This window comes from Rhodoferax sp. RT5P35 (assembly GCF_056521385.1).
The window spans coordinates 426,095-445,966 of the sequence record NZ_JBWMAX010000003.1 but is presented as its reverse complement, the minus strand read 5'-3'; the positions used below and the strand labels follow the sequence as shown (position 1 = coordinate 445,966).

Sequence of the window (19,872 nt, the reverse complement as noted above, 5' to 3'; positions counted from 1 at the left end):
TGGACTACCACGTGCCGTTTGGTGGGCGCAAGGGCAGCAGCTATGGCTCGCGCGAGCAGGGCCGCTATGCGCAGGAGTTCTTCACTACGGTGAAGACTGCCTATATCGGGGTTTGATCGGAGCCTGAAGCAATGCCGCGCGTCGTACTGTTCGGCGAATGCATGCTGGAACTTCAGGGCGAAGCCTTTGGTTCCATGCAGCAAGGCTTTGGCGGCGACACGCTGAACACCGCCGTCTACCTGGCGCGGTGTTCGGCGGGCCTGGAGGTCGGCTACGCCACCGCGTTGGGCGACGATGGCCTAAGCACCGGCCTGCTGGATCGCTGGCAGGCAGAGGCGCTGGACACTTCGTTGGTGCAGCGCCTGCCGGACCGCATGCCGGGTTTGTATTTGATCGAGGTGGATGCCCAGGGCGAGCGCAGCTTCAGCTACTGGCGTGACCATAGCGCGGCCAAGGCCTATTTCGATGGGCCCGAGACTCCGCTGGAGCAGGTAGCCGACCAGATCGACGCGCTGTACCTTAGTGGCATCAGCCTCGCCATCCTGCCAGCTGCGGGCCGCGAGCGCCTGTTCGCTGTGATGGCCCGCTTGCGCGCACGCGGGGCCACCGTGGTGTTTGACAACAACTACCGTCCCCGCCTGTGGCCCAGCCGTACCGAGGCACTGGACTGCTTTGACCGCGCCTACAGCCTGGCCAGCATCGCGCTGGTCACCGCCGACGATGAACAGGCTCTGCGCAGCTTGCCCACGCTGGAAGCCGCCGTGGAAGCCGCATCGGCCCTGCCATGCCCCGAGGTGGTCATCAAACGGGGCCGCGATGCCACCCTGGTGCGCACCGCCAGCGGCGTGCAAGACATCGCCACCGAACGGGTCGAAAAGGTCGTGGACACCACCGCCGCCGGAGATTCCTTCGCAGCAGGCTACCTGGCGGTGCGTTTGCAAGGCGGCAGCACGGTCGCCGCCGCCACCCAAGGCAACCGCCTGGCCGCCCGTGTCATCCAGCACCGGGGTGCCTTGATTCCGTTGGCGGCGATGGTGGATCTGGTGCTCTAATAAATAGAGCTAACGGCGTAGGTATCACTTGGGCTAGAAGCCTATTTTCTTTATATTTTTAAAGCATTCCTGCCACCTGGTCTCCCAGCGCCAAACAGCTCGTCAAGCCCGGCGACTCGATCCCAAACAAATTCACCAACCCTGGCACGCCGTGTACGGCCGGGCCCTGGACGAGGAAGTCTCGGGCTGCTTCGCCTGGGGCGTGGATCTTGGGGCGGATACCCGCGTAGCCAGGCTGCAGCGCGCCATCGGGCAGGCCGGGCCAGTACTTGCGTACCTCGGCGTAGAAAGCATCGCCGCGCGCCGGGTCCACCGCCAGGTCGTCGGGGCTGTCCACCCACTGCACGTCGGGGCCAAACTTGGCCTGGCCGCCCAGGTCCAGTGTCAGGTGCACGCCCAGGCCGGCGGCTTGCGGTACGGGGTAAATGAGGTGCTGGAAGGGCGCGCGACCCGCCAGGGTGAAGTAGTTGCCCTTGGCGAAGTAGGGCCTGGGAACATGGCGCGCGTCCAGCCCGACGCAGCGGCAGGCCAGGGCCGGGGCGTGCAGCCCGGCGGCGTTGACGACGCTGCGGGCCCGTAGCCGGTTACCGTCATTTGCTTCCAAAATAATAGCTGTTTGTGTAGATTCCATCTGCGCTAGCGGGCTATTTAGTGCCAAAGTTCCGCCGGCGTGCTCCAAATCCCCCAGCAGCGCCAGCATCAGCGCGTGGCTGTCGACGATGCCGGTGCTGGGCGACAGCAGCGCGCCGGTGCACTCCAGCTGCGGCTCCCGCGCGCGGGCGGCGGCACGGTCGAGCAGGACCAGGTCGTCTACGCCGTTGGCAGCGGCCTGGGCGCGGATGTGTTCAAGTTGGTTTAGCTGCCCGGCATCGGTGGCGACGATCAGCTTGCCGCAGCGCTGGTGGCCTATGCCGCGCTCGGCGCAGTAGGCGTACAGCATCTGTTTGCCGCGCACGCACAACCGTGCTTTGAGCGAGCCGGGCGGGTAGTAAATGCCCGCGTGGATGACTTCGCTGTTGCGCGCACTGGTGCCGGTGCCGATGGCGTGGGCGGCTTCCATGACCAGCACCTCGCGGCCCTGTAAGGCCAGCGCCCGGGCGACGGCCATGCCGACCACACCGGCGCCAATCACCACGGCATCGACCTGCTCCATCTCAGCCCAGCTTGTCGCGTTGGGCCAGACCGGGGAACAGCCGCAGCCACAGCACCGCCACGATGAGCGTGCCGATGCCGCCCAGCACCACCGAGCCTACCGGCCCCAGCAGCGCGGCGGTAGCACCCGATTCAAACTCGCCCAACTGGTTGGACGCACCGATGAACACCGAGTTGACGGCGCTGACCCGGCCACGCATTGCATTCGGCGTTTCCAGCTGTACCAGGCTCTGCCGCACCACCACGCTGACCATGTCGGCACCGCCCGAGATCCCCAGCGCCGCCAGCGACAGCACCAGGCTGGTGGACGCGCCAAACACCAGCATGCAAATGCCGTACAGCCCCACGGCCAGCAGCAGGGTGCGGCCTACTTTGCGTTGCAGCGGCCAACGCGCCAGCACGATGGACACCAGCAGCGCCCCCACCGCCGGGGAGGCACGCAGCAAGCCCAGGCCCCAGGGCCCCGTGTGCAGGATGTCTTTGGCAAACATCGGCAGCAGGGCTGTGGCCCCACCCAGCAACACGGCAAACAGGTCCAGCGACACCGCGCCCAGAATGGTTTTTTTCTCCCAGATGAAATGCACCCCGGCTAGCACGCTGCGTACCGTCATGGGTTCTCGCGGTGGCGGCACATGCTCGTAGCGCAGGCCGGCCAGCAACACCACGCTCACGCCGAACAGCAGCACGCCGCTGGCATACACCGCGCTGGCTCCGGCTAGAAAAATGGCCCCGCCCAGCGCCGGGCCGCCGATGGTGGCCGCTTGCATACCCGCTGCGCTCATGGCCATCGCCTGCGGCAGCAGGGCAGGGGGCACCAGCAGCGGCGTGAGGGCTTGCTGCGCTGGCATCTGAAAGGCCCGGGCAGCACCCAGCACCAGCGACACCAGCAGCAGCCATTCGCGGCTGACCCACTGTTCGTGCGTGACCCACAGCAAGGTCACGGCCACCAGCGCCTGCAAGGCCACGCAGGTGGCCACAATCCGGCCCCTGTGGACCCGGTCGGCCACGTGCCCGGCTACCAGCGACAGCAGCAGGGCGGGCAGGAACTGCAGCAACCCCACCAGGCCCAGGTCCCAGGCGCTGGCGGTCAGGTCGTACATTTGCCAGCCCACGGCCAGCATCAAAATCTGGCTGCCCAGCGTGCCAAACACGCGCGCAATCCACAGGCGCATGAAGGCGCGTTGTTCAAAAAGGGAATTCAAGGCGGGGCTTTGGGGAGGGTTGAAAAATCGCAGACGCTGCGATGCAACCATCATAAAGGCCCGCCCGCCGCCAGGATGCTGCTGGCGGGCGATTGCTACTGTTTAAATAGCTGCTAGCGTAGAAGGTATATGCGCTAGCAGCCTATTTGGCTTGAAATTCAGTGCAGGTAGTCGCCGTCCGGGGCGCTGGACGATACGTTGAAGAAACTGGTGCCAGTGGTGCCCCGGCCAATTTCTTCTTCGGTGGCTTCGCGCACACCGGCCACGCCCAGCTTCAGGCGCAGCGCCATGCCGGCCAGCGGGTGGTTGCCGTCCAGTACCACGTGCTCGGGGTAGATTTCGGAGACGATGTACAGGCCGTGGCGGGGCACTTCGGGGCTGATGCCTTCGGGCAGGGCGCTGCCTTCAAAGCCCATGCCTTCTTCCAGCACCTCGGGGAACAGGCCACGCGCTTCCAGGAAGATCAACTGGTCGTTGAAGTCGCCAAAGGCTTCCTCGGGCTCCAGGTGCAGCTCCAGCACATCGCCGACCTCGTGGCCTTGCAATTCATCTTCCACTTTCTTGAGCAGATCGCCGCCGCCCACTAAAAGTTCGACCGGCTCGTCGAGCACGTCCAGTTCCACGCCCAGGGTGTCCTTGAGCGTCCAGGTCAGAGCGACCACACATTGTTGGGTAATTTCCATAGGAGAATTGTCGCAGTTTAGGCAGCTGCCTTTATGACACAGGACTTGCGCAAGACCTCTGTACGCCCAAAGGGCTGTACAGAGGGTGCAGCGTAAATCTTACCGATACCTCAAGGAATTCTGTGGATACCACCCAAATTTTGCCGCTGCTGGGCGGACTCAGCCCGCAGCAATTCATGCGCGACTACTGGCAAAAAAAGCCTTTGCTGATCCGCCAGGCGATTCCGGGCTTCCAGGCGCTGCTGGACCGCAGCGCGCTGTTTGCGCTGGCCGAGCAAGACGAAGTCGAGTCGCGGCTGATCACCCAAACCGACGCAGGCTGGAAGATGAAAAACGGCCCCTTGCCCCGCCGCGCCTTGCCGCCGTTGAAAACCCCCGGCTGGACTTTGCTGGTGCAAGGTGTGGACACCCATGCGGCCACCGTGCACGACCTGCTGCAACAGTTCCGCTTTGTGCCTGACGCGCGGCTGGACGACGTGATGGTCAGTTTTGCCACCGACGGCGGCGGCGTGGGCCCGCACTTTGACAGCTACGACGTATTTCTGCTGCAGGCCCACGGCCAGCGCCGCTGGCGCATCGGACGGCAAAAAGACCTGACGCTGGTAGATGGCGCACCGCTGAAGATACTGGCCCACTTTGTGCCCGAGCAAGAGTTTGTGCTGGAGCCCGGTGACATGCTTTACCTGCCGCCGCGCTACGCCCACGACGGTGTGGCGGTGGGCGAGTGCATGACCTACTCGGTGGGTTTTCGGGCCCCGAAGCGCGCTGAACTGGTCCGCGAACTCATGCAGCGCATGGCCGAAGAGGCCGAGGATGCGGTCGGCGAGGCCTTGTACAGCGATGCCGACCAGCCCGCCACCGATACGCCAGGGGCCATCCCGGCAGCTTTGCAAGACTTTGCGCAAACTGCGTTGCAAGAGCTGCTGGACGACCCCGTGGCTTTGCAATGTGCGCTGGGCGAGGTGCTGACCGAGCCCAAAGCGCAGGTCTGGTTCGAGGCCAACGAGCCGTCCGAGCCGCTGGGTGCTGTCAGCCTGGACCCGCGCAGCCGCATGTTCTACGACGCGCAGCACATCTTCATCAACGGCGAAAGCTTCCGTGCCGCCGGGCGCGATGCCACGCTGATGCGCCGTCTGGCCGATGCGCGCACACTGGGGGCCAAAGATTTGGCCCGTGCCAGCGCCGATGCGCGATCTCTGGTGCTGTCGTGGTGCGCCAATGGCTGGGTGCATTCCCACTGAAAGGCTTCGCTATGGACGACTTGCTGCCCACCTCCGATATGCCCCAACGTCCCTCCGGCCGCTTTCTGGGGCGGGTCGCGTTTCAGCAAATGGTGCGCGATGCCCTGGCCTGTGCGGCCCACGAGGGTTGGCGCGAGATCGTCATCAGCGACCCGACTTTTGAGGACTGGCCGCTGGGTGAACGTGAGGTTTGCACATCTTTACAAGTCTGGGCGCGGCCAGGGCGGCAGTTCACCATGCTGGCGGCATCCTTTGATGCGGTAGTGCGCCGCCACGCCCGTTTTGTGGCCTGGCGTACCACCTGGTCCCACCTGATCGACTGCCGCGCCTGCCGCAATGCCGACCCACAAGACCTGCCCAGCGCCCTGTGTAGCCCGGTATGGACGATGCGCCGCCTGGACCTGGAAAACAGCAGCGGCATCTGCGGCATGGAGCCCCAGCGGCGGGTTTTGCTGCAACAGGCGCAGGGGGAGTGGCTGCGCAAAAGCAGCCCGGCGTTCCCGTCCTCCACGCTGGGTCTGTAGTTTGCTTGTTGTAATTACGAGTAAGGGTTTTCGGGCATTGCAGAAGAAGAAGCTTATAATCGAGGGCTGAGTTGAAAGAGCTCGAGTGCTTTCTCTCGGTCACATATACGTAAAGTTATGCTGACGATTTCCGGAAATTGTTTCTACTCCCTCTGTCTTTAAGGAATTTTCTAATGAACAAATCGCTTGTACTCGCGGCTCTGATGGCTGCTGTTGTTTTGGCTGCTTGCGGCAAAAAAGAAGAACCAGCTCCTGCACCAGCACCCGTGGTTGAAGCACCTGCTCCTGCCGCTCCTGCTGCTGCTGAGGCTGCCGCTTCCGCTGCAACCGACGCTGCTGCCGCTGCTACCAGCGCTGCTGCTACCGCTGTCGACGCTGCCAAAGACGCTGCTTCTGCTGCCAAGTAATTCTTTCCAGAATGCTTAAAAGCCACCGCAAGGTGGCTTTTTTTATGGGCGATCATTTATGGGGGGCAATGAGCGACAAGGTCGGTCCTTGCATTTCAGGCTTTGCCCACCACATATAAGCCTTAAGTCCAAGGCATGTGCCCTGAGACCATGGAGAAATGTGTGGCAGATTTTGTAACCGGTATGGTGAGGTTTGTGGTCCGCGCGCTCGTGTTGGCAATGGGTTTGGTGTTTTTCGCCAGCCTGTTGCTGGTGGTGGTGGCGTTGGCCTTGCTGTGGGGGCTGCGCGCGCTGTGGGCCAAGCTCACCGGCCAGCCGATGGTGCCTTGGGTCATGCGCGTGAACCCCAGTGCGGGCTGGAGCCGGGCCTCCCAGGCCGCCAGCCGCTGGCAGCCTGCGGCCAAGCCACCCGGCAGCCGCTCTGGCGTGGGCCGTGCGCTGGCCGACCAGGCAGACGTTACCGACGTGCAGGCCAAAGAACCCTGAGTGTGGATGGCAGACAAGTTGTAAGACCGTGAACCGGTTCTTAGGGCGGCGTGGTCCGCTGGGCAGCCTCGGCATGGCGTGAGTTTTTGGTCGCGTACATCGCCCGGTCTGCTGCCGTGAGCAGCTGCTCGGCGCTGGCACCGTCCACCGGGTAAATCGCCAGCCCGATGCTGGTGCCAATTTCAACCATCTCGCCCGACTCCAGGGTGACAGGCATGGCCAGTGCATCCCGGATTTTGCGGGCGATGGCCATCATGGTGGCGGCACTGTTGACGGCATCCAGGATCAGTACAAATTCGTCGCCGCCCACGCGCGCCACGGTGTCCACACCGCGCACGGTCGAGGTCAGGCGCAATGCGAGTGACTGCAGTACCGTGTCCCCTGCTGCGTGGCCGTACTGGTCGTTGACGGCCTTGAAGCCATCCAAATCCAGCATCAGTACCGCGAAACCTTGTTGGTTGCGCTTGGCATGGGCCATGGCAACGTTCAAGCGGTCGTTCAGCAGCTTGCGGTTTGCCAGGCCGGTCAGTGGGTCGTGGTGGGCCTGCAGGGCCAACTGCTGCTCGTTTTGCTGCAGCAAGTGGTTGGCTTTTTCCAGTGCGTGGGTACGCTCCAGTACCCGGGCTTCCAGGCGCCGTTCGCTTTCGTGCAGGGCGGCCACCACGGCTTTTTCGCTGGATTGCGCCTTGGCCTGGGCCACCATGGTGGTGTTGCGTTGCAGGCGAATCCGGTCGGCCAGTGAGAACGCCAGTACCAGCATCTCCATCGCCGACCCCACCAACAGCGCATGGCGGAGCCAGGGGTACGAGGGCAACCAGCCCAGGTTGTAACTGGTTTTGACCAGGATACTGACCAGCAATACGCTCCATGCCAACATGAAGTAGCGCGCACCGGGACGCTGCCGCACCAGGCTGGTGATGCCAACCACCGCCACGGTGGCAGCGAACACGATGCCTGCGATGTTCAGCAGCCAGGCGCTGGTATGGGGCGGCAGCACCATGACGGCCAAGGCCGTTGCCGCCAGCAGCCCGGCCACCGCCAGCACCCCACGGTCCAGCCGGGGCGCATGCGCGGGCAGGGCCAAAAACGCGCGGGTAAACAGCAGCGCAAAAACCCCGCCTACCGCCGGGCTGAACAGGTTGGCCAGGTACCGCCACTGCGGATGCTGGGACCACATAAATTCGGCACCCAAGCCGGTGATACCCCACTGGGTCAGGCCCATGCCGAGGGCAAAGCCGATGTAGAGCAGGTACAGCCGGTCCCGCAGCGACAGAAACAGCAGCAGGTTGTAGAGCACCAGCCCGGCCAGCAAGCCAAAGTACGCGCCCAGCAGCGCGTAGGTTGAGTGTTCTTGCTGCACCAGGGCTACCGGCTGCCAAAGATCCAGCGGTACCGACACAGCGCCTTCGGATGCGACCCGCAGGTAGAGGGTTTGTACGCTGCCGGGCTGCAGTGGCAGGGGAAACACAAAATGGCGGTGCGGCAATGGCCGGTCGACAAACGGGATCTGGTCACCCGACACCAAGGGCTTGAAACCGCCACCGGCCTGTGGTGCGTACAGCGTGATCTGGTCGAGCGTGGGGTAGGCCACCTCCAACAGCCATGCGCTGGCGGCTTCGGGGGCAACTTGCAGCGTCAAGCGTAGCCAGTAGGCCGACTGCGTCAGGCCAAAGTTGGCCGATCGTCCCTGGCTGGCCAGGGGCACAAACTGTGCCTGCTGATCGGCCTGCAAAATCTGCTCCAGCGTGCGTTGGCCGCTGGGGTCTTCCAGTGCAGCCACTGCCGGGCCCAGCGGGTAATGTGCTTCGGTACCGATCGGCCAGGCCTTGGTTTGTGCCGCCACAGGATTGCAAAGCAGGGCGGCCATGGCGACCAGGCACACCCACAACCACACAGCCCAGGGCCGCACACCGAGAAAAAGGAGTCGCATAGTGGTGGAGATTGGCAAGGTGCAGCCTGCGGTGAAAACTTGGATTTTGTTGGATATTGGGCCGCTGCGTGGATTTATGTACCGAATCTTTGGAAGCGCTGAAGATAGGTGTCTTGTCAGTTGCTATTATTAATATAGCAATAAATGTATAAATAATATGCGCTAGAAGCCTAAAAGGTACTAAAAATAGGCTGGGCCCATCGGCTACCCGGCAGTGCGTGTGTCCGGCTGCAGGATTACAAAACTTTGCAGGTACCGCGTCGGCCTGTGGCCGGTGCCGGGGCGTTGCATATCCATGGACATCAACACTCCATAAAGACGCTAAAACCCTGCCATTTTCAACGCCTCCAAGGAGCCACCATGCAAGTCAAGACCCTGATCGCCGCCCTCGCTTTTGCTGCTACTAGCGCGGCCAGCTTTGCCCAGGCCCCTGCAGCTGCTGCTACATCGGCCACACCGGCTGCCCCGGCCATCGCCAAGCCGGTGGTGGCACCCACCAAGCACGCACACCACCGCGTGGTCCAGCATACGCCAGCCAAGAAGGTCGTGAAGCACCAGGTGAAGGTGGTACACCACCCCGTCCACGCCCACAAGATCGCCCACGCCGCGTAATTCGGCCCGATGCAAAAAGCCCACCGTGGTGACACGGTGGGCTTTTTGCGTTGGGGCGGTTAGCGCCGTTCAGCTTTGGTTGCAAACCCAGGCCACGACGGCGGCGGCGCTGCGGAAATCGTCGCAGGCGCGGGCCGGAATCTCGGGATAACGCTGGTTCCAGATGCGCGCCAATGCCTGCCCTGGGCCGACCTCCAGCACACAGCCCACCCCGCGCGCGGCCAGGTTGTCCATGCACTCGTCCCAGCGTACGGTCTGGGCGATTTGCGCGGCCAGAGCCGCTTTGGCCTGCGCTGCATCCAGAATGCGGTCGGCCGCATTGCTAAACAGTGCGCTGCGTGGCCGCTGGAATGGCAGCGGGGCCAGGGTCTGGGCGAAGCTGTCGGCCGCGGCCCGCATCCAGGGCGTGTGCGAGGCAACCTGCACCTTGAGGCGGGTGCAGTGCGCGTTCTGTTGCAAGGCCAGGCTTTCGGCCTGCGCCAGCGCGGCATGCGGACCGCCAATGACCGCGCTGTCCACCCCGTTGCGGATGGCCACGGCCACGCCGGTCACATGGCAGAGTGCCTCAAGCAAAGGCATCGCCAACCCGCTGACGGCTAGCAAGCCGCCTGGCGTATCGTTGGCGCAGCGGTCCATCGCCTCGGCCCGGTCGCGGGCCAGGGCCAGCGCCGTGGCGGCATCGAACACCCCGGCGGTGCTGAAGGCGGCCAGCTCGCCTACGCTGTAACCGGCAATGGCAGCCGGGGGCGGCAGGTCTGCGGCAAGTTGCTGCCAGGCTGCCAGCCCCAGCCCGGTCAGCAGGCATTGCGCATGGCGGTTGCTGGCGGCCCAGCCAACGTCTTCCAGAGCTTTGCGCCAGTCCTCCACGCCCAGCCGTGCACAGGTCAGACGTACCAACGCACTATCGGTGGCCAGCCAGGGCAGCATGGCCGGGTGCTGCATGCCTTGGCCGCTGAAGACCAGCGCGAAGCTCATGGCGTGGGGGCACAGAGCTGGACCATCCAGCAGGCGGCGGCCAGGGTGTCGGCGGAGCCGCCGGGCGACAGGTTGCGGGCTTGGAATTCGCGGCCCATGGCCTGGGCGGCCTCCATGCCCCCAGGGCGGGCGGTCCCGCCTGCAGCCAGAAAATCGCGGGCTGACTGCCGGGCGTAGCGCAAGCCCTGCAGCCCGCCCCGGTGTGCCAGGTTGCTGTCATCCAGCACCTCCATCACGTGGAAGAGGGTGTCCAGGCGCGCCTGCGCAGGTGAAAGGCCCCGTACAAGCCCCGCAGCCAAGGCCGGTACCGCCGTTTCGAACAGCACCGGAAACGCCAGCGCCGCCTCTTGCGAGGCACTGCGCAAACCGTGTTTTTGCGCGGCAATGCCACCGAGTAGCGTGGGCATTCGCGAAGCCCGTGCTGCCAGCGCGTCGCCCCAGTGGTACCGCAAGGCCTGGCGCAGCCGCGCCGGGGTGGGCGTTGCGCCGCTACCAAACACCGCCCCCGCCGCCGCACACAGCAGGCCCAGCATGAAGATGGCTCCTCGGTGCGTGTTGATGCCGCCGGTGGCCGCCAGCATATGGGCTTCGGCCTGGATGCCGCAGCGCTCCAGCGCCGCAAAATTGGCGTTCTGCTGGCCCAGCTCGGCGATGGCCACAAAGTAGCCGCGCAGCGCGAACAGGCTGCGCATAAAGGTCTGCGCATCCATGTCGCGGTGGCTGCCGTTGTCGGTCAGGGTAACCAGGCCGGGTTTGGGGGACAGGGCCAGCTCGTGGTACAGCGCCCGTGTCGCCGCCCGGCCTATCGCCTGGGGGGTAGGAGCCCGGGGCCAAGCCTGCACTGTCTGCAGTACGGCGGCCCTCATGCAATGGCCTCCGCCAAAGACGGCGCGCTCTGCCAGAACGGTGCGTGCTCCAGCGTGGCACCGCACAGGCGTTTCACCAATACGGCACTGCTGCGGCCCGCCCGCCAAGCGGCCCATTCGCGCCAGGCCACGGCGGCACCGTCGCCAAACACCAGCTCACCGTCCAGGCGCACGCGCGGCACGGCACAACTCTGCAACAACGCGGCAACGGCATCTGCCTGGTGGGGGTCGGATACAGCGATGCACAGGTCGATATCGGAGCCGCCATGCACATGGTCCAGTCCGGTCAGCCGCTGCCAGCCGTAGCTGCCATAGACCCGCGCTGCGGCGTGGCTGGCGCTGAGCTGTTCACACAGCCCGCGCCACGCGGTGCGGGCAGGCAGCGGCAGCAGGCACTGCACCTCAGTGGCGCGGGGAAATGCGTCGAAATACAGCACCGCACTGCGCGGCACGGCCAGCGCGATGCGCCGCTTGTCCCAGCGCGTCGGGGCGGGCAAGCCCACAGCGACGGTGTGCGGCATTTCGCTGGCGGTCTGGCGCGTGACCACCAGCGGCAGGCGCTCGCGGGCCCAGTGTTGCAGGCATTTCTGTGCGGTGGCATCCCAGGTCTGGGACAGCACCTGCTGCCAGCCGGCATCAGAAAGCCATGCGATCTGGTGGCGGTGCAAGGGGGTCATGCGGCATCCAGCACCCGTTGCACCACGGCAGCCGACATCTTGCGGCCACCGCGTGCGGCACCGTCAAGGGCACGCCGGTCTTGCGTGGGCGCATGCGCCAGCGCCTCGCGCAGGGCGGCGGGCAGGTCACCCTGCCATAGGGCTTGCACGCCGCCCATGGCCACATAGTTGCCCACGCCGGGGGCGAATACGGGGTTGGACTGCGACAGCGCCGTCAGCATCTCTTCGGGCAGCTTGGTAACGCGGGCCATGGCGGGGATGCGCATGACGCGGATCTCCGCTTCGGGCAGCGCGTAGCAGGCATCGGCAATCAGGCCCGAGGTGATGAAACCGCCCGACAGCGCCTGGTCGTACACCAGCCCCAGCACCCGGTGCCCGCTGCGCCGTGCCAGGTCGATGGCCATGCCCAGATGCGCCATGGCGCGGTTGATGCCCAGCAGCTCGTCACGTCGGCGCAACTGCTGGCCCTGGGTGTCGATCAGCAGCAGGAGGGGGCGGCCTGGGTGCCGCGTAATGGTGTCCAGCACCACCCGGGCCTGGGCCAGTGCCAGTTGGACACCGATGGGCGCGTGGTTCGTGGTGCCCAGCACCGCCAGCGGCTGCCCGTCGAATGTGGCGGTGCCTTGCAGAAAGTCGCCTTCGGCGGTGATGCCGTGTTCGGGGCCGAAGAGTTGGGTGGCCAGGGTGTCCCAGTTCATGCGTTGACTCCCAAGGTGTTGAGCTCGGCCACATCCATGTCCGGTACGCGGGCTGCGTCGGCAATACCCAGGCGTTGCCACAGGGCGGTGGCTTCGTCGCTGGCGCTGCCCAGGGGCTGCAGGCGCGCTGCCAGCAATGCATGTTCGGCTTCCAAGGCAGCCAGGGTGACAGGTCGGGCGGCTTGCAGTGCCGCAACGGCAGCGCGGCGGAAGGCCGCCACATCGTCTTCTACCAGCGTATCGCAATCGCCGGTCAGCCAGCGGTGCTTGCCGCCCGTGGTACGCCAGACCAGTGCGCGGTCGCGAGAATCGAACTCGTCCACACCGTGGCTGGCTTCGATCACTTCCGGGCCGGACATGGCCAGGCGGCCCACGTCGCTCATCACGATATGGTCGGCGCAGCGCGCCACGATGCCCATGCCGCCAAAGCAGCCGTTGGCGCCGCCGATCAGCACGATCACCGGAATGCCCGCAGCCCGTACGTCCAGCACCGCACGCATCACTTCAGACACCGCAATCAGCCCGGCATTGGCTTCGTGCAGGCGCACACCGCCGGATTCGGCTAGCAACAGCACGGCCTGGGGCCGGTCGCGCAGCGCGCGCTGCAGCAGACCCACCAGCTTGGCACCATGCACCTCACCCACACCGCCACCCATGAATTCGCCTTCTTGGGCAGCTACGAAGATGGAATGGCCGTCCAGGGTGGCGCGGCCAATCGCCACGCCGTCGTCAAAGGCCGAGGGCACGCCGAGTTGGGCCAAGTGCGGGCTGGTGATGCGTTCGGACGGAGGCAGCCACTCATGGAAGCTGCCACGGTCCAGCACCTGGGCCAGGCGCTCGCGGGCGGTGCATTCGACATAGCTGATCATGTGGAGGCCCCTGGAGTTGCTGGGAGTTCTGCCACGGCCTGGTCCAGGCGCAGGCTGACGACCGCGGGCGTGGCCCCCATGTCGTGGATGGAAATGCGCACGCCGGTGATCGGGTGGCGGGTGTGGAAGTCGTCCACCACCGCCTGCCAGATCGGGGCAAAGCCGCGTGCCGAGGTTTCGACGCGCACAGCGCAGTCGGTGTCGGACGTGGCCTCCAGCATGACTTCCAGGTTGCCTGAGCCGACCACGCCGACCAGGATGGGTGCAAAGCCGCCCGCAGGCAGGCCTGTAGCGTACGAAAAATCCAGGGTCTCTAGCCCTGCGGGAATATCGCTCATGGTGGTCTTCCTCCTACCAGTTTCTGAAACGTTTGGGCGGTTGGTACAGCCCGCCGGAGGCGCGCACCAGGTCGCGCATGCTGCGGGCAGCCAGCAGATTGCGGGTGGCATCGCGCGGGTCAATCCCCATGTCTTGCGGGCGGCGGATGATGCCGCGGTCGCGCAGGTTTTCGACCGCGCGTTTGTCACGCGCCAGGCCCACTGCCGTATACCCGGCCACGCCACGGATGGCCTGCTCGCGCTCGGCATCGTTGCGGCACAGCAGCAGGTTGGCAATGCCTTCTTCGGTGAGGATATGGGTCACGTCGTCGCCATAGACCATGATGGGTGGCAAGGCCATACCGGCTTGCTCTTGCAAGGTCCAGGCATCCAGCCGGTCCACGAATGCGGGCTGCATGTGTTCGCGGAAGGTCTCCACCATCTGCACCACCAGCTTTTGCCCGCGCGGCGTGCCCGCTGCGCCGCTGCGGCCTGCGCGGGCCTCGCGCCCGGCTTTCAGCCAGGCCGGGCTGGCGTGGCGTCGGCCCCGGGCATCGGCCCCCATATTGGGTGCGCCGCCAAACCCGGCGATACGGCCCAGGGTGGCGGTGGAGCTGTTGCCGTCCAGGTCGATCTGCAAGGTGGAGCCGATGAACAGGTCGCAGGCGTAGTGGCCCGCCGCTTGGCTGAAGGCGCGGTTGCTGCGCAGGCTGCCGTCCGGGCCGGTGAAGAACACGTCGGAGCGGGCGCGGATGTAGTCCTCCATGCCCAGCTCGGAGCCGAAGGAGTGGATGGATTCGACCCAGCCGGCTTCGATCGCCGGGATCAGCGCCGGGTGCGGGTTCAGCGCCCAGTGCTTGGCGATCTTGCCCTTCAGCCCCAGTGATTCCGCGTAGGTGGGCAGCAGCAGCTCGATGGCAGCGGTGTCGAAGCCGATGCCGTGGTTCAGCCGCTCCACCCCGTATTCGGCGTAGATGCCCTTGATCGCCATCATGGCCATCAGCACCTGGATTTCGCTGATCTGCGCCGGGTCGCGGGTGAACAGCGGCTCGATCAGGTTCGGGCGCGGGGCCTTCACCACAAAGCTGATCCAGCCCGCGGGGATGTCGATGCGTGGCAGCGTGGTGTTGCCGTCCACCAGCTCGTTGACCTGGGCAATAACGATGCCACCCGAGAAGGCCGTGGCCTCGACGATGGCCGGGGTGTCCTCGGTGTTGGGGCCGGTGTAGAGGTTGCCCTCGGCATCGGCCGCGTGGGCTGCCACCAGCGCCACCTTGGGGGTCAGGTCCACAAAATAGCGGGCAAACAGCTCCAGGTAGGTGTGGATGGCACCGATCTGGATGCGCCCGGTGGACACCAGCCGTGCCAGCCGCGCGCCCTGCGGACCAGAGAAGCTAAAGTCCAGCTTGCTGGCCACGCCGTTCTCAAAAATATCCAGGTGCTCCGGCAGTGCCAGCACGGATTGCACCATGTGCAGATCGTGGATTTTTTGTGAATCGACCTGCACCAGGGCCTGGGCCAAAAAGTCGGCCTGCTTCTGGTTGTTGCCCTCCAGGCAGACGCGGTCGCCGGGCTCGATCACGGCCTCCAGCAGCGCGCCGATGGCCTCTGTGGCCACATGCTTGCCACGCAGCTGCGGCCCCAGCGCCTGGGCAGCCCGGGCCAGCCGGGCGGCGCGGTTGTCGGCCTTGGTATTCCAGTTCAAACGGTCCATGGCGTGATCCTTAACCCACCAGAGCTTTGGTGGCAAAAAACAGCACCGACGGGCCCATCAGGCAGCCCAGGCCGGTGTGGAAAGTAGCGACCAGCGCGCCGTAGGGCACCAGCTTGCGGTCGGTGGCGGCCAGCCCGGCCGATACACCGCTCACGGTGCCTGCCAGCCCGCCAAACACCATGGCTGAGCGGGGGGTCTTCAGCCGCAGAAAACGCGCAGCCACCGGGGTGCCCACCATCACCAGAATCGCCTTGATCAGGCCGGTGGCAATGCTCAGCGCCATCACGTCGGGGCTGGCCCCAATGGCTGCACCGGTGACCGGGCCGACGATGTAGGTGACGGCCCCCGCGCCGATGGTGGTCATGCTGACGGCATCGGTATAGCCAAAGCTCCAGGCGATGCTGGCCCCGACGATGAACGGCAGCACCGTGCCCAGCAGCAGAGCCACAACGCCGATCAGACCGGCCTTGCGGGCTTCGGTGGCCTGCACTTCGAAGGCGGTGGCGACGATGGCGAAGTCGCGCAGCATGGCACCGCCCATCAGGCCGATGCCGCCAAACAGCGACATGTCGGCCAGGCCCTTGTGTCCGCCGGTTTGGGTACCACCCCAGTAGGCCAGCAACAGCCCGATGACGATGGCGATGGCCGAGCCATGCACCCGCCCAAAGGTCAGCTTGCGCGACAGAAAGTTGGACAGCAAGACCACCAGGCCGACGATGGCGAAGGCGGTGACAAGGCCGTTGCTGGCGGCGGCTTTTTGCAGAATTTCGAGCATGGTGTTTACTTTGCGTGGGGGGTGGGTACTGCCGTGGGCAGCGCGGCGGCATCGGCCTCTTCAGGCGGCTTTTCCATGCGGTTGATCAAGGAGATAACGACGGCGCACAAGCCCACCGCACCCAGCGCCGACAACAGCGCCAGATGCCCGCCGCGCAGGGCCGACACCACGTCTTGCTGGGCCGCCATGGCCACCACCACCGGGATGTACATGGCCCCCCAGTACTCCACACCCACCTCGGTGAGCCTGGGCAGAATGTTTTTCTTCTGCATGTACAGGCGCGCAAAAATCAGCAGCAGCATGGCGATGCCCACCCCGCCCACATTGGTTTTGACCCCCATGGCCTGGCCCAGCAGGTCGCCTAAAAAAATACCGAGCAAGTGGCAGGCTGCCAGCAGTGCGGTGCCGTAAATGATCATGTCTGTCTCCTGGTTATGGCGCATGTCAGCGCTATTTTTAGAAGCCTTGCCAAGCGGATAGGGCACGGCTGGGCTTCTCGGAATGGAATGTACCGAGCAAGCCGCAATAGAACAATTAACCGCGGGTGGGGATGTTTACGGCAGGTGAAACGATCGGGGGTTTACCCGAGCGCTGCCCGCGCTCAGGCCAGGCTGGCTTGGGACAGGCGGCAGACCGACAGCAGGCTCAGCAGATTGGGGTCGCGCTCCCGCGTGCGCAGAAAGCTCAGGCCAATCGTCTGGCGCATCGAGTACTTGGCTTGCAGCGGAATCATCTGCACCTTGTGCTGGAACACATCGCGCACCCGGCCCGGCAGCAGGGTGCAGCCCAGGCCGCCGCTGACAAGGTTCATCAGCGAAAAAATATCGCCGGTTTGCATCACCACGTTGGGCGTGAACTCGGCGATGCGAAAGGCTTCCTGGAAGCCCTTGTAGGTAGCAAAACCCTCGGACAGGCTGACAAAGCGCTCATCGGCACAGCTGCTCAAATCGACAGCAGCCATGTTGGCGTAGCGCGAGCCGACCGGTGCGGCAAAGTAGATGTCGTCTTCGAACAGCGGCAGCGATTCGATGTCGGGCGCATCCTCGGGAATGGCCATTAGCGCCGCGTCGATGGCACCCTGGGCCAGCTTGTGCAGCAGCACGGCGTTTGAGCCCAGCACCAGCTCGGGCTGCAGCTCGGGTTTACGCACCTTCAGGGCAATCAGCAGGGTCGGCACGGTCTTGATAGTCAGCGAATACAGCGAGCCGATACGGATCTGGTCGGATGCGTAGCCTGCCGCCTGGCGGGTGGCGCGCACGCCCTGGGCCATCAGGTGCAACACGTCCTTGGCGGCTTCGGCCAGCACCTGCGCGGCCTGCGTAGGAATCAGATTGCGGCCTTCGTGGCGAAACAGCGCGCAGCGCAGGCCTTCTTCCAGGGCATGCAAGGCCCGGTGCACGCTGACCGTGCTGGTGTCCAGCACTTCGGCAGTGCGCGTCAGATTGCCTTCCTGCATAAAGGCCAGAAAGATCTCCAGCCTGCGGAAGGTGATGTCGTCTTCGACGCGCGTGGCCATGGTCAGGCGGGGGCTTTGTCAGCCTCGCTGGTGAACGCATCCGCAAAAAAGGCCTCTGGCGGCAGTCCGGCCTGGGCGGTGTACGCGGCCTGGGCCGAGTCGACCACAATGGGCGCGCCGCAGGCATAGACTTCAAAGCCGGACAGATCTGGCAGGTCTTGTAGCACCGCCTGGTGCACGAAACCCGTGCGGCCGGTCCAGCCGTCTTCAGGTAGCGCGTTAGAGACCACCGGCACGTAGCGCAGATTCGGCATCTCGGCCAGTTGCGCCTGTACCCAGTGGTTCAAATACAAGTCGCTGGGGCGGCGACCACCCCAGTACAGCGTAGCTGGGCGGGTGATAGCCTTGTGCTGCATGTGCTCAATGATGGCCTTGATGGGCGCAAAGCCGGTGCCGGAGGCCAGCAGCACGATGGGTTTGTCCGAGTCTTCACGCAAGTAGAAGCTGCCGTAGGGGCCTTCGATGCGCTGGATTTCCTTTTCTTTCATCGTGCCGAACACATGGTCGGTGAACTTGCCGCCGGGCATGTGGCGGATGTGCAGCTCCACCGCTGGGCCGGTGTGCGGCGCGTTGGCCATGCTGTAGGAGCGCCGGGCACCGTCGCGCAGGATGAATTCGATGTACTGGCCGGGGTGGTAACGCAGGGTGTCGTTGGCGGGCAGTTGCAGCTTGAGGACCATCACGTCGTCCGACACCTTCTCCAACGTGGTCACGCGCGAGGGCATTTTTTTGACCGGAAAGGCGCTCTCGTCGGTGACCTGGCGCGACTCCAGCACCACGTCGGTCAGCGGCATGGCGCAGCAGGTCAGCACCAGGCCGGCGGCTTCCTCTTCTTCGCTCAAGGCCTTGCTCTGGTGCGGGCCGTGGAACACCATGCCTTCGAGCTTTTTGCATTTGCAGGAGCCGCAGGCACCGTCCTTGCAGCCATAGGGCAGACCAATGCCCTGGCGGATACCGGCGGCCAGGATGGACTCCATGGCGGTGGCGGCAAAGCTGCGGCCACTGGGCTGCACGGTGATGCTGAAGGCTTGCGGGGTGGGGACGGGATGGGTCATGGGGTTCGGTATCCTTGGGTATTCAACGCATATTTTTGTCAATACCACCCACGGCGCTACAGACAGAGGTTTTCAGGCCAGGAACCCGTGGAGCCGGCTTTGCCGGGCCACTGGGTTCGCCCCCTGCAAGGGGGTTGTCGAAAACACGAAGTGTGTAGCCTGGGGGTGTTTTTAATCCATCTGATTTTGCCTTCAAACCAAACCCCTCTAGGCGCATTGCCCGCGCGCTTCAGGCGTGAGCGCCTGCTGATCATTGGCTGCGGCGATGTCGGCCAGCGCGCTGCTGCCTGCTTGCCGCGCCCGGTGCGCGTGCTGGCGCTGACCTCCAGCCCTGAGCGCCGCCCGGCTTTGCGGGCCCAAGGCATCACGCCCCTGTGCGGCAACCTGGACGACGCGCGCACCTTGCTGCGCCTATCGGGCCTGGCCACCCGCGTGCTGCATTTGGCGCCGCCACCCAACGAAGGCTTTGGCGACCCCCGCACCCGCAGCCTGCTGCGTGCGCTGCAGTTGCGCAGCCCGCCCAGGGCCTTGGTCTACGGGTCTACCAGCGGTGTCTATGGCGACTGCCAGGGTGCGGTGGTGAGCGAGACCCGCACGCTGTCTGCCACCACGCCGCGCGCCCAGCGCCGGGTGGCTGCCGAAGCCGCGGTACGCCTGCTGGGCCGCCGGGCCAGCCGGGTGCGCACCAGCATCCTGCGCATTCCCGGCATCTACGCCCCCGACCGCGCAGGCGGCACGCCCGAGGCCCGGCTGCGCAAAGGCACACCGGTGCTGGAGCGCGCCGACGACGTGTACACCAACCACATCCACGCCGACGACCTGGCCCGGGCCTGCGTGGCCGCCCTATGGCGTGGCCAGCCGCAGCGCATCTACAACGTCAACGACGACAGCGCGATGCGCATGGGCGACTACTTCGACTTTGCCGCCGACCTGTACGGCCTGCCGCGCCCGCCCCGCGTGCCGCGCAATGCGGCGCAGGGCCAGTTGTCGTTGATGCTGCTGAGCTTCATGTCCGAGTCGCGGCGCATGGACAACACGCGCATGAAAAACGCCTTGGGGCTGCGCTTGCGGTATCCGACGGTCGCCTCGGGGTTGCTCCCAAAATAATAGCTACTAACGTA

General features: G+C 65.1%; 22 protein-coding genes. 7 read left to right on the top strand and 15 right to left on the bottom strand.

Going from position 1 to position 19,872, the window contains the following annotated elements; all coding sequences use genetic code 11:
- Nucleotides 1-131: 131 nt before the first annotated feature.
- On the top strand, nucleotides 132-1,052 hold the full coding sequence (locus tag AC097L_RS06585; protein ID WP_479585465.1) for a sugar kinase: 921 nt from the start codon (nucleotides 132-134) through the stop codon (nucleotides 1,050-1,052).
- 58 nt (nucleotides 1,053-1,110) lie between these two features.
- Here AC097L_RS06585 and AC097L_RS06580 read toward each other — a convergent pair whose 3' ends face one another.
- The 3 genes from AC097L_RS06580 to AC097L_RS06570 all read right to left on the bottom strand — a co-directional run bounded on the left by AC097L_RS06580 (nucleotide 1,111) and on the right by AC097L_RS06570 (nucleotide 4,089).
- Complete coding sequence (locus AC097L_RS06580) at nucleotides 1,111-2,205, bottom strand: NAD(P)/FAD-dependent oxidoreductase (RefSeq protein WP_479585464.1); 1,095 nt, start codon at nucleotides 2,203-2,205, stop codon at nucleotides 1,111-1,113.
- A 1-nt stretch (nucleotide 2,206) separates the two neighbouring features.
- Entirely contained in the window at nucleotides 2,207-3,457 is a 1,251-nt protein-coding gene (locus tag AC097L_RS06575; protein WP_479585478.1) for an MFS transporter, read from the bottom strand.
- Nucleotides 3,458-3,564: 107 nt separating this feature from the next.
- Nucleotides 3,565-4,089 carry an FKBP-type peptidyl-prolyl cis-trans isomerase gene (locus AC097L_RS06570; protein ID WP_479585463.1) on the bottom strand — a complete coding sequence of 175 codons (525 nt, stop codon included), beginning with the start codon at nucleotides 4,087-4,089 and terminating at the stop codon, nucleotides 3,565-3,567.
- Nucleotides 4,090-4,211: 122 nt separating this feature from the next.
- On the opposite strand from AC097L_RS06570, the gene AC097L_RS06565 reads away from it, so the two are divergent.
- From AC097L_RS06565 to AC097L_RS06550, 4 genes are all read left to right on the top strand, one after another.
- The gene (locus tag AC097L_RS06565) at nucleotides 4,212-5,330 is read left to right on the top strand and encodes a JmjC domain-containing protein (protein WP_479585462.1); all 1,119 of its coding nucleotides are present in this window, start codon (nucleotides 4,212-4,214) and stop codon (nucleotides 5,328-5,330) included.
- Nucleotides 5,331-5,341: 11 nt separating this feature from the next.
- Nucleotides 5,342-5,854, top strand: coding sequence for a hypothetical protein (locus tag AC097L_RS06560; RefSeq protein WP_479585461.1), 513 nt, complete (start codon nucleotides 5,342-5,344; stop codon nucleotides 5,852-5,854).
- Nucleotides 5,855-6,027: 173 nt separating this feature from the next.
- Nucleotides 6,028-6,261: a hypothetical protein gene (locus AC097L_RS06555; RefSeq protein ID WP_479585477.1), complete on the top strand. Its 234-nt coding sequence runs from the start codon at nucleotides 6,028-6,030 to the stop codon at nucleotides 6,259-6,261.
- A gap of 162 nt (nucleotides 6,262-6,423) precedes the next feature.
- Nucleotides 6,424-6,747 carry a hypothetical protein gene (locus AC097L_RS06550; RefSeq protein WP_479585460.1) on the top strand — a complete coding sequence of 108 codons (324 nt, stop codon included), beginning with the start codon at nucleotides 6,424-6,426 and terminating at the stop codon, nucleotides 6,745-6,747.
- A 40-nt stretch (nucleotides 6,748-6,787) separates the two neighbouring features.
- Here the strand turns inward: AC097L_RS06550 and AC097L_RS06545 are convergent, their stop codons facing one another.
- Complete coding sequence (locus AC097L_RS06545; RefSeq protein ID WP_479585459.1) at nucleotides 6,788-8,677, bottom strand: diguanylate cyclase domain-containing protein; 1,890 nt, start codon at nucleotides 8,675-8,677, stop codon at nucleotides 6,788-6,790.
- 360 nt (nucleotides 8,678-9,037) lie between these two features.
- Here AC097L_RS06545 and AC097L_RS06540 point away from each other — a divergent pair, with 360 nt between their 5' ends.
- Entirely contained in the window at nucleotides 9,038-9,289 is a 252-nt protein-coding gene (locus tag AC097L_RS06540; protein ID WP_479585458.1) for a hypothetical protein, read from the top strand.
- A gap of 69 nt (nucleotides 9,290-9,358) precedes the next feature.
- Here AC097L_RS06540 and AC097L_RS06535 read toward each other — a convergent pair whose 3' ends face one another.
- The 11 genes from AC097L_RS06535 to AC097L_RS06485 form a co-directional block, all read right to left on the bottom strand.
- The gene (locus AC097L_RS06535) at nucleotides 9,359-10,264 is read right to left on the bottom strand and encodes an acyltransferase domain-containing protein (RefSeq protein ID WP_479585457.1); all 906 of its coding nucleotides are present in this window, start codon (nucleotides 10,262-10,264) and stop codon (nucleotides 9,359-9,361) included.
- Nucleotides 10,261-11,130: a triphosphoribosyl-dephospho-CoA synthase MdcB gene (gene mdcB / locus AC097L_RS06530; RefSeq protein ID WP_479585456.1), complete on the bottom strand. Its 870-nt coding sequence runs from the start codon at nucleotides 11,128-11,130 to the stop codon at nucleotides 10,261-10,263. The genes AC097L_RS06535 and mdcB overlap by 4 nt, the downstream gene beginning before the upstream one ends.
- On the bottom strand, nucleotides 11,127-11,807 hold the full coding sequence (gene mdcG, locus AC097L_RS06525; protein WP_479585455.1) for a malonate decarboxylase holo-[acyl-carrier-protein] synthase: 681 nt from the start codon (nucleotides 11,805-11,807) through the stop codon (nucleotides 11,127-11,129). Before mdcG ends, mdcB begins: the two co-directional genes overlap by 4 nt.
- Nucleotides 11,804-12,505, bottom strand: coding sequence for a biotin-independent malonate decarboxylase subunit gamma (locus tag AC097L_RS06520; protein WP_479585454.1), 702 nt, complete (start codon nucleotides 12,503-12,505; stop codon nucleotides 11,804-11,806). Before AC097L_RS06520 ends, mdcG begins: the two co-directional genes overlap by 4 nt.
- Complete coding sequence (locus AC097L_RS06515) at nucleotides 12,502-13,374, bottom strand: biotin-independent malonate decarboxylase subunit beta (RefSeq protein ID WP_479585453.1); 873 nt, start codon at nucleotides 13,372-13,374, stop codon at nucleotides 12,502-12,504. Before AC097L_RS06515 ends, AC097L_RS06520 begins: the two co-directional genes overlap by 4 nt.
- Nucleotides 13,371-13,712 (bottom strand): malonate decarboxylase acyl carrier protein, encoded by a 342-nt coding sequence (mdcC, locus tag AC097L_RS06510; RefSeq protein ID WP_479585452.1) that lies wholly within the window; start codon nucleotides 13,710-13,712, stop codon nucleotides 13,371-13,373. The genes AC097L_RS06515 and mdcC overlap by 4 nt, the downstream gene beginning before the upstream one ends.
- A gap of 13 nt (nucleotides 13,713-13,725) precedes the next feature.
- Nucleotides 13,726-15,405, bottom strand: coding sequence for a malonate decarboxylase subunit alpha (gene mdcA / locus AC097L_RS06505; RefSeq protein ID WP_479585451.1), 1,680 nt, complete (start codon nucleotides 15,403-15,405; stop codon nucleotides 13,726-13,728).
- Between the two features lie 10 nt (nucleotides 15,406-15,415).
- Entirely contained in the window at nucleotides 15,416-16,180 is a 765-nt protein-coding gene (gene madM, locus AC097L_RS06500; RefSeq protein ID WP_479585450.1) for a malonate transporter subunit MadM, read from the bottom strand.
- A gap of 5 nt (nucleotides 16,181-16,185) precedes the next feature.
- Nucleotides 16,186-16,599, bottom strand: coding sequence for a malonate transporter subunit MadL (madL, locus tag AC097L_RS06495; protein WP_479585449.1), 414 nt, complete (start codon nucleotides 16,597-16,599; stop codon nucleotides 16,186-16,188).
- 182 nt (nucleotides 16,600-16,781) lie between these two features.
- Nucleotides 16,782-17,696 (bottom strand): LysR family transcriptional regulator, encoded by a 915-nt coding sequence (locus AC097L_RS06490; RefSeq protein WP_479585448.1) that lies wholly within the window; start codon nucleotides 17,694-17,696, stop codon nucleotides 16,782-16,784.
- 2 nt (nucleotides 17,697-17,698) lie between these two features.
- Nucleotides 17,699-18,751: a CDP-6-deoxy-delta-3,4-glucoseen reductase gene (locus tag AC097L_RS06485; protein ID WP_479585447.1), complete on the bottom strand. Its 1,053-nt coding sequence runs from the start codon at nucleotides 18,749-18,751 to the stop codon at nucleotides 17,699-17,701.
- Nucleotides 18,752-18,937: 186 nt separating this feature from the next.
- Between AC097L_RS06485 and AC097L_RS06480 the strand changes: the two genes are divergently transcribed.
- A complete protein-coding gene (locus AC097L_RS06480; RefSeq protein WP_479585446.1) occupies nucleotides 18,938-19,858 on the top strand; it encodes an SDR family oxidoreductase in 921 nt (306 codons plus the stop codon).
- Nucleotides 19,859-19,872 lie beyond the last annotated feature (14 nt).

Coding starts and splice junctions, on each gene's coding strand:
- AC097L_RS06585 (WP_479585465.1), top strand. CDS start 132: ATGCCGCGCGTCGTACTGTTCGGCGAATGCATGCTGGAACTTCAGGGC.
- AC097L_RS06580 (WP_479585464.1), bottom strand. CDS start 2,205: ATGGAGCAGGTCGATGCCGTGGTGATTGGCGCCGGTGTGGTCGGCATG.
- AC097L_RS06575 (WP_479585478.1), bottom strand. CDS start 3,457: ATGGTTGCATCGCAGCGTCTGCGATTTTTCAACCCTCCCCAAAGCCCC.
- AC097L_RS06570 (WP_479585463.1), bottom strand. CDS start 4,089: ATGGAAATTACCCAACAATGTGTGGTCGCTCTGACCTGGACGCTCAAG.
- AC097L_RS06560 (WP_479585461.1), top strand. CDS start 5,342: ATGGACGACTTGCTGCCCACCTCCGATATGCCCCAACGTCCCTCCGGC.
- AC097L_RS06555 (WP_479585477.1), top strand. CDS start 6,028: ATGAACAAATCGCTTGTACTCGCGGCTCTGATGGCTGCTGTTGTTTTG.
- AC097L_RS06545 (WP_479585459.1), bottom strand. CDS start 8,677: ATGCGACTCCTTTTTCTCGGTGTGCGGCCCTGGGCTGTGTGGTTGTGG.
- AC097L_RS06540 (WP_479585458.1), top strand. CDS start 9,038: ATGCAAGTCAAGACCCTGATCGCCGCCCTCGCTTTTGCTGCTACTAGC.
- AC097L_RS06535 (WP_479585457.1), bottom strand. CDS start 10,264: ATGAGCTTCGCGCTGGTCTTCAGCGGCCAAGGCATGCAGCACCCGGCC.
- mdcB (WP_479585456.1), bottom strand. CDS start 11,130: ATGAGGGCCGCCGTACTGCAGACAGTGCAGGCTTGGCCCCGGGCTCCT.
- mdcG (WP_479585455.1), bottom strand. CDS start 11,807: ATGACCCCCTTGCACCGCCACCAGATCGCATGGCTTTCTGATGCCGGC.
- AC097L_RS06520 (WP_479585454.1), bottom strand. CDS start 12,505: ATGAACTGGGACACCCTGGCCACCCAACTCTTCGGCCCCGAACACGGC.
- AC097L_RS06515 (WP_479585453.1), bottom strand. CDS start 13,374: ATGATCAGCTATGTCGAATGCACCGCCCGCGAGCGCCTGGCCCAGGTG.
- mdcC (WP_479585452.1), bottom strand. CDS start 13,712: ATGAGCGATATTCCCGCAGGGCTAGAGACCCTGGATTTTTCGTACGCT.
- mdcA (WP_479585451.1), bottom strand. CDS start 15,405: ATGGACCGTTTGAACTGGAATACCAAGGCCGACAACCGCGCCGCCCGG.
- madM (WP_479585450.1), bottom strand. CDS start 16,180: ATGCTCGAAATTCTGCAAAAAGCCGCCGCCAGCAACGGCCTTGTCACC.
- madL (WP_479585449.1), bottom strand. CDS start 16,599: ATGATCATTTACGGCACCGCACTGCTGGCAGCCTGCCACTTGCTCGGT.
- AC097L_RS06490 (WP_479585448.1), bottom strand. CDS start 17,696: ATGGCCACGCGCGTCGAAGACGACATCACCTTCCGCAGGCTGGAGATC.
- AC097L_RS06485 (WP_479585447.1), bottom strand. CDS start 18,751: ATGACCCATCCCGTCCCCACCCCGCAAGCCTTCAGCATCACCGTGCAG.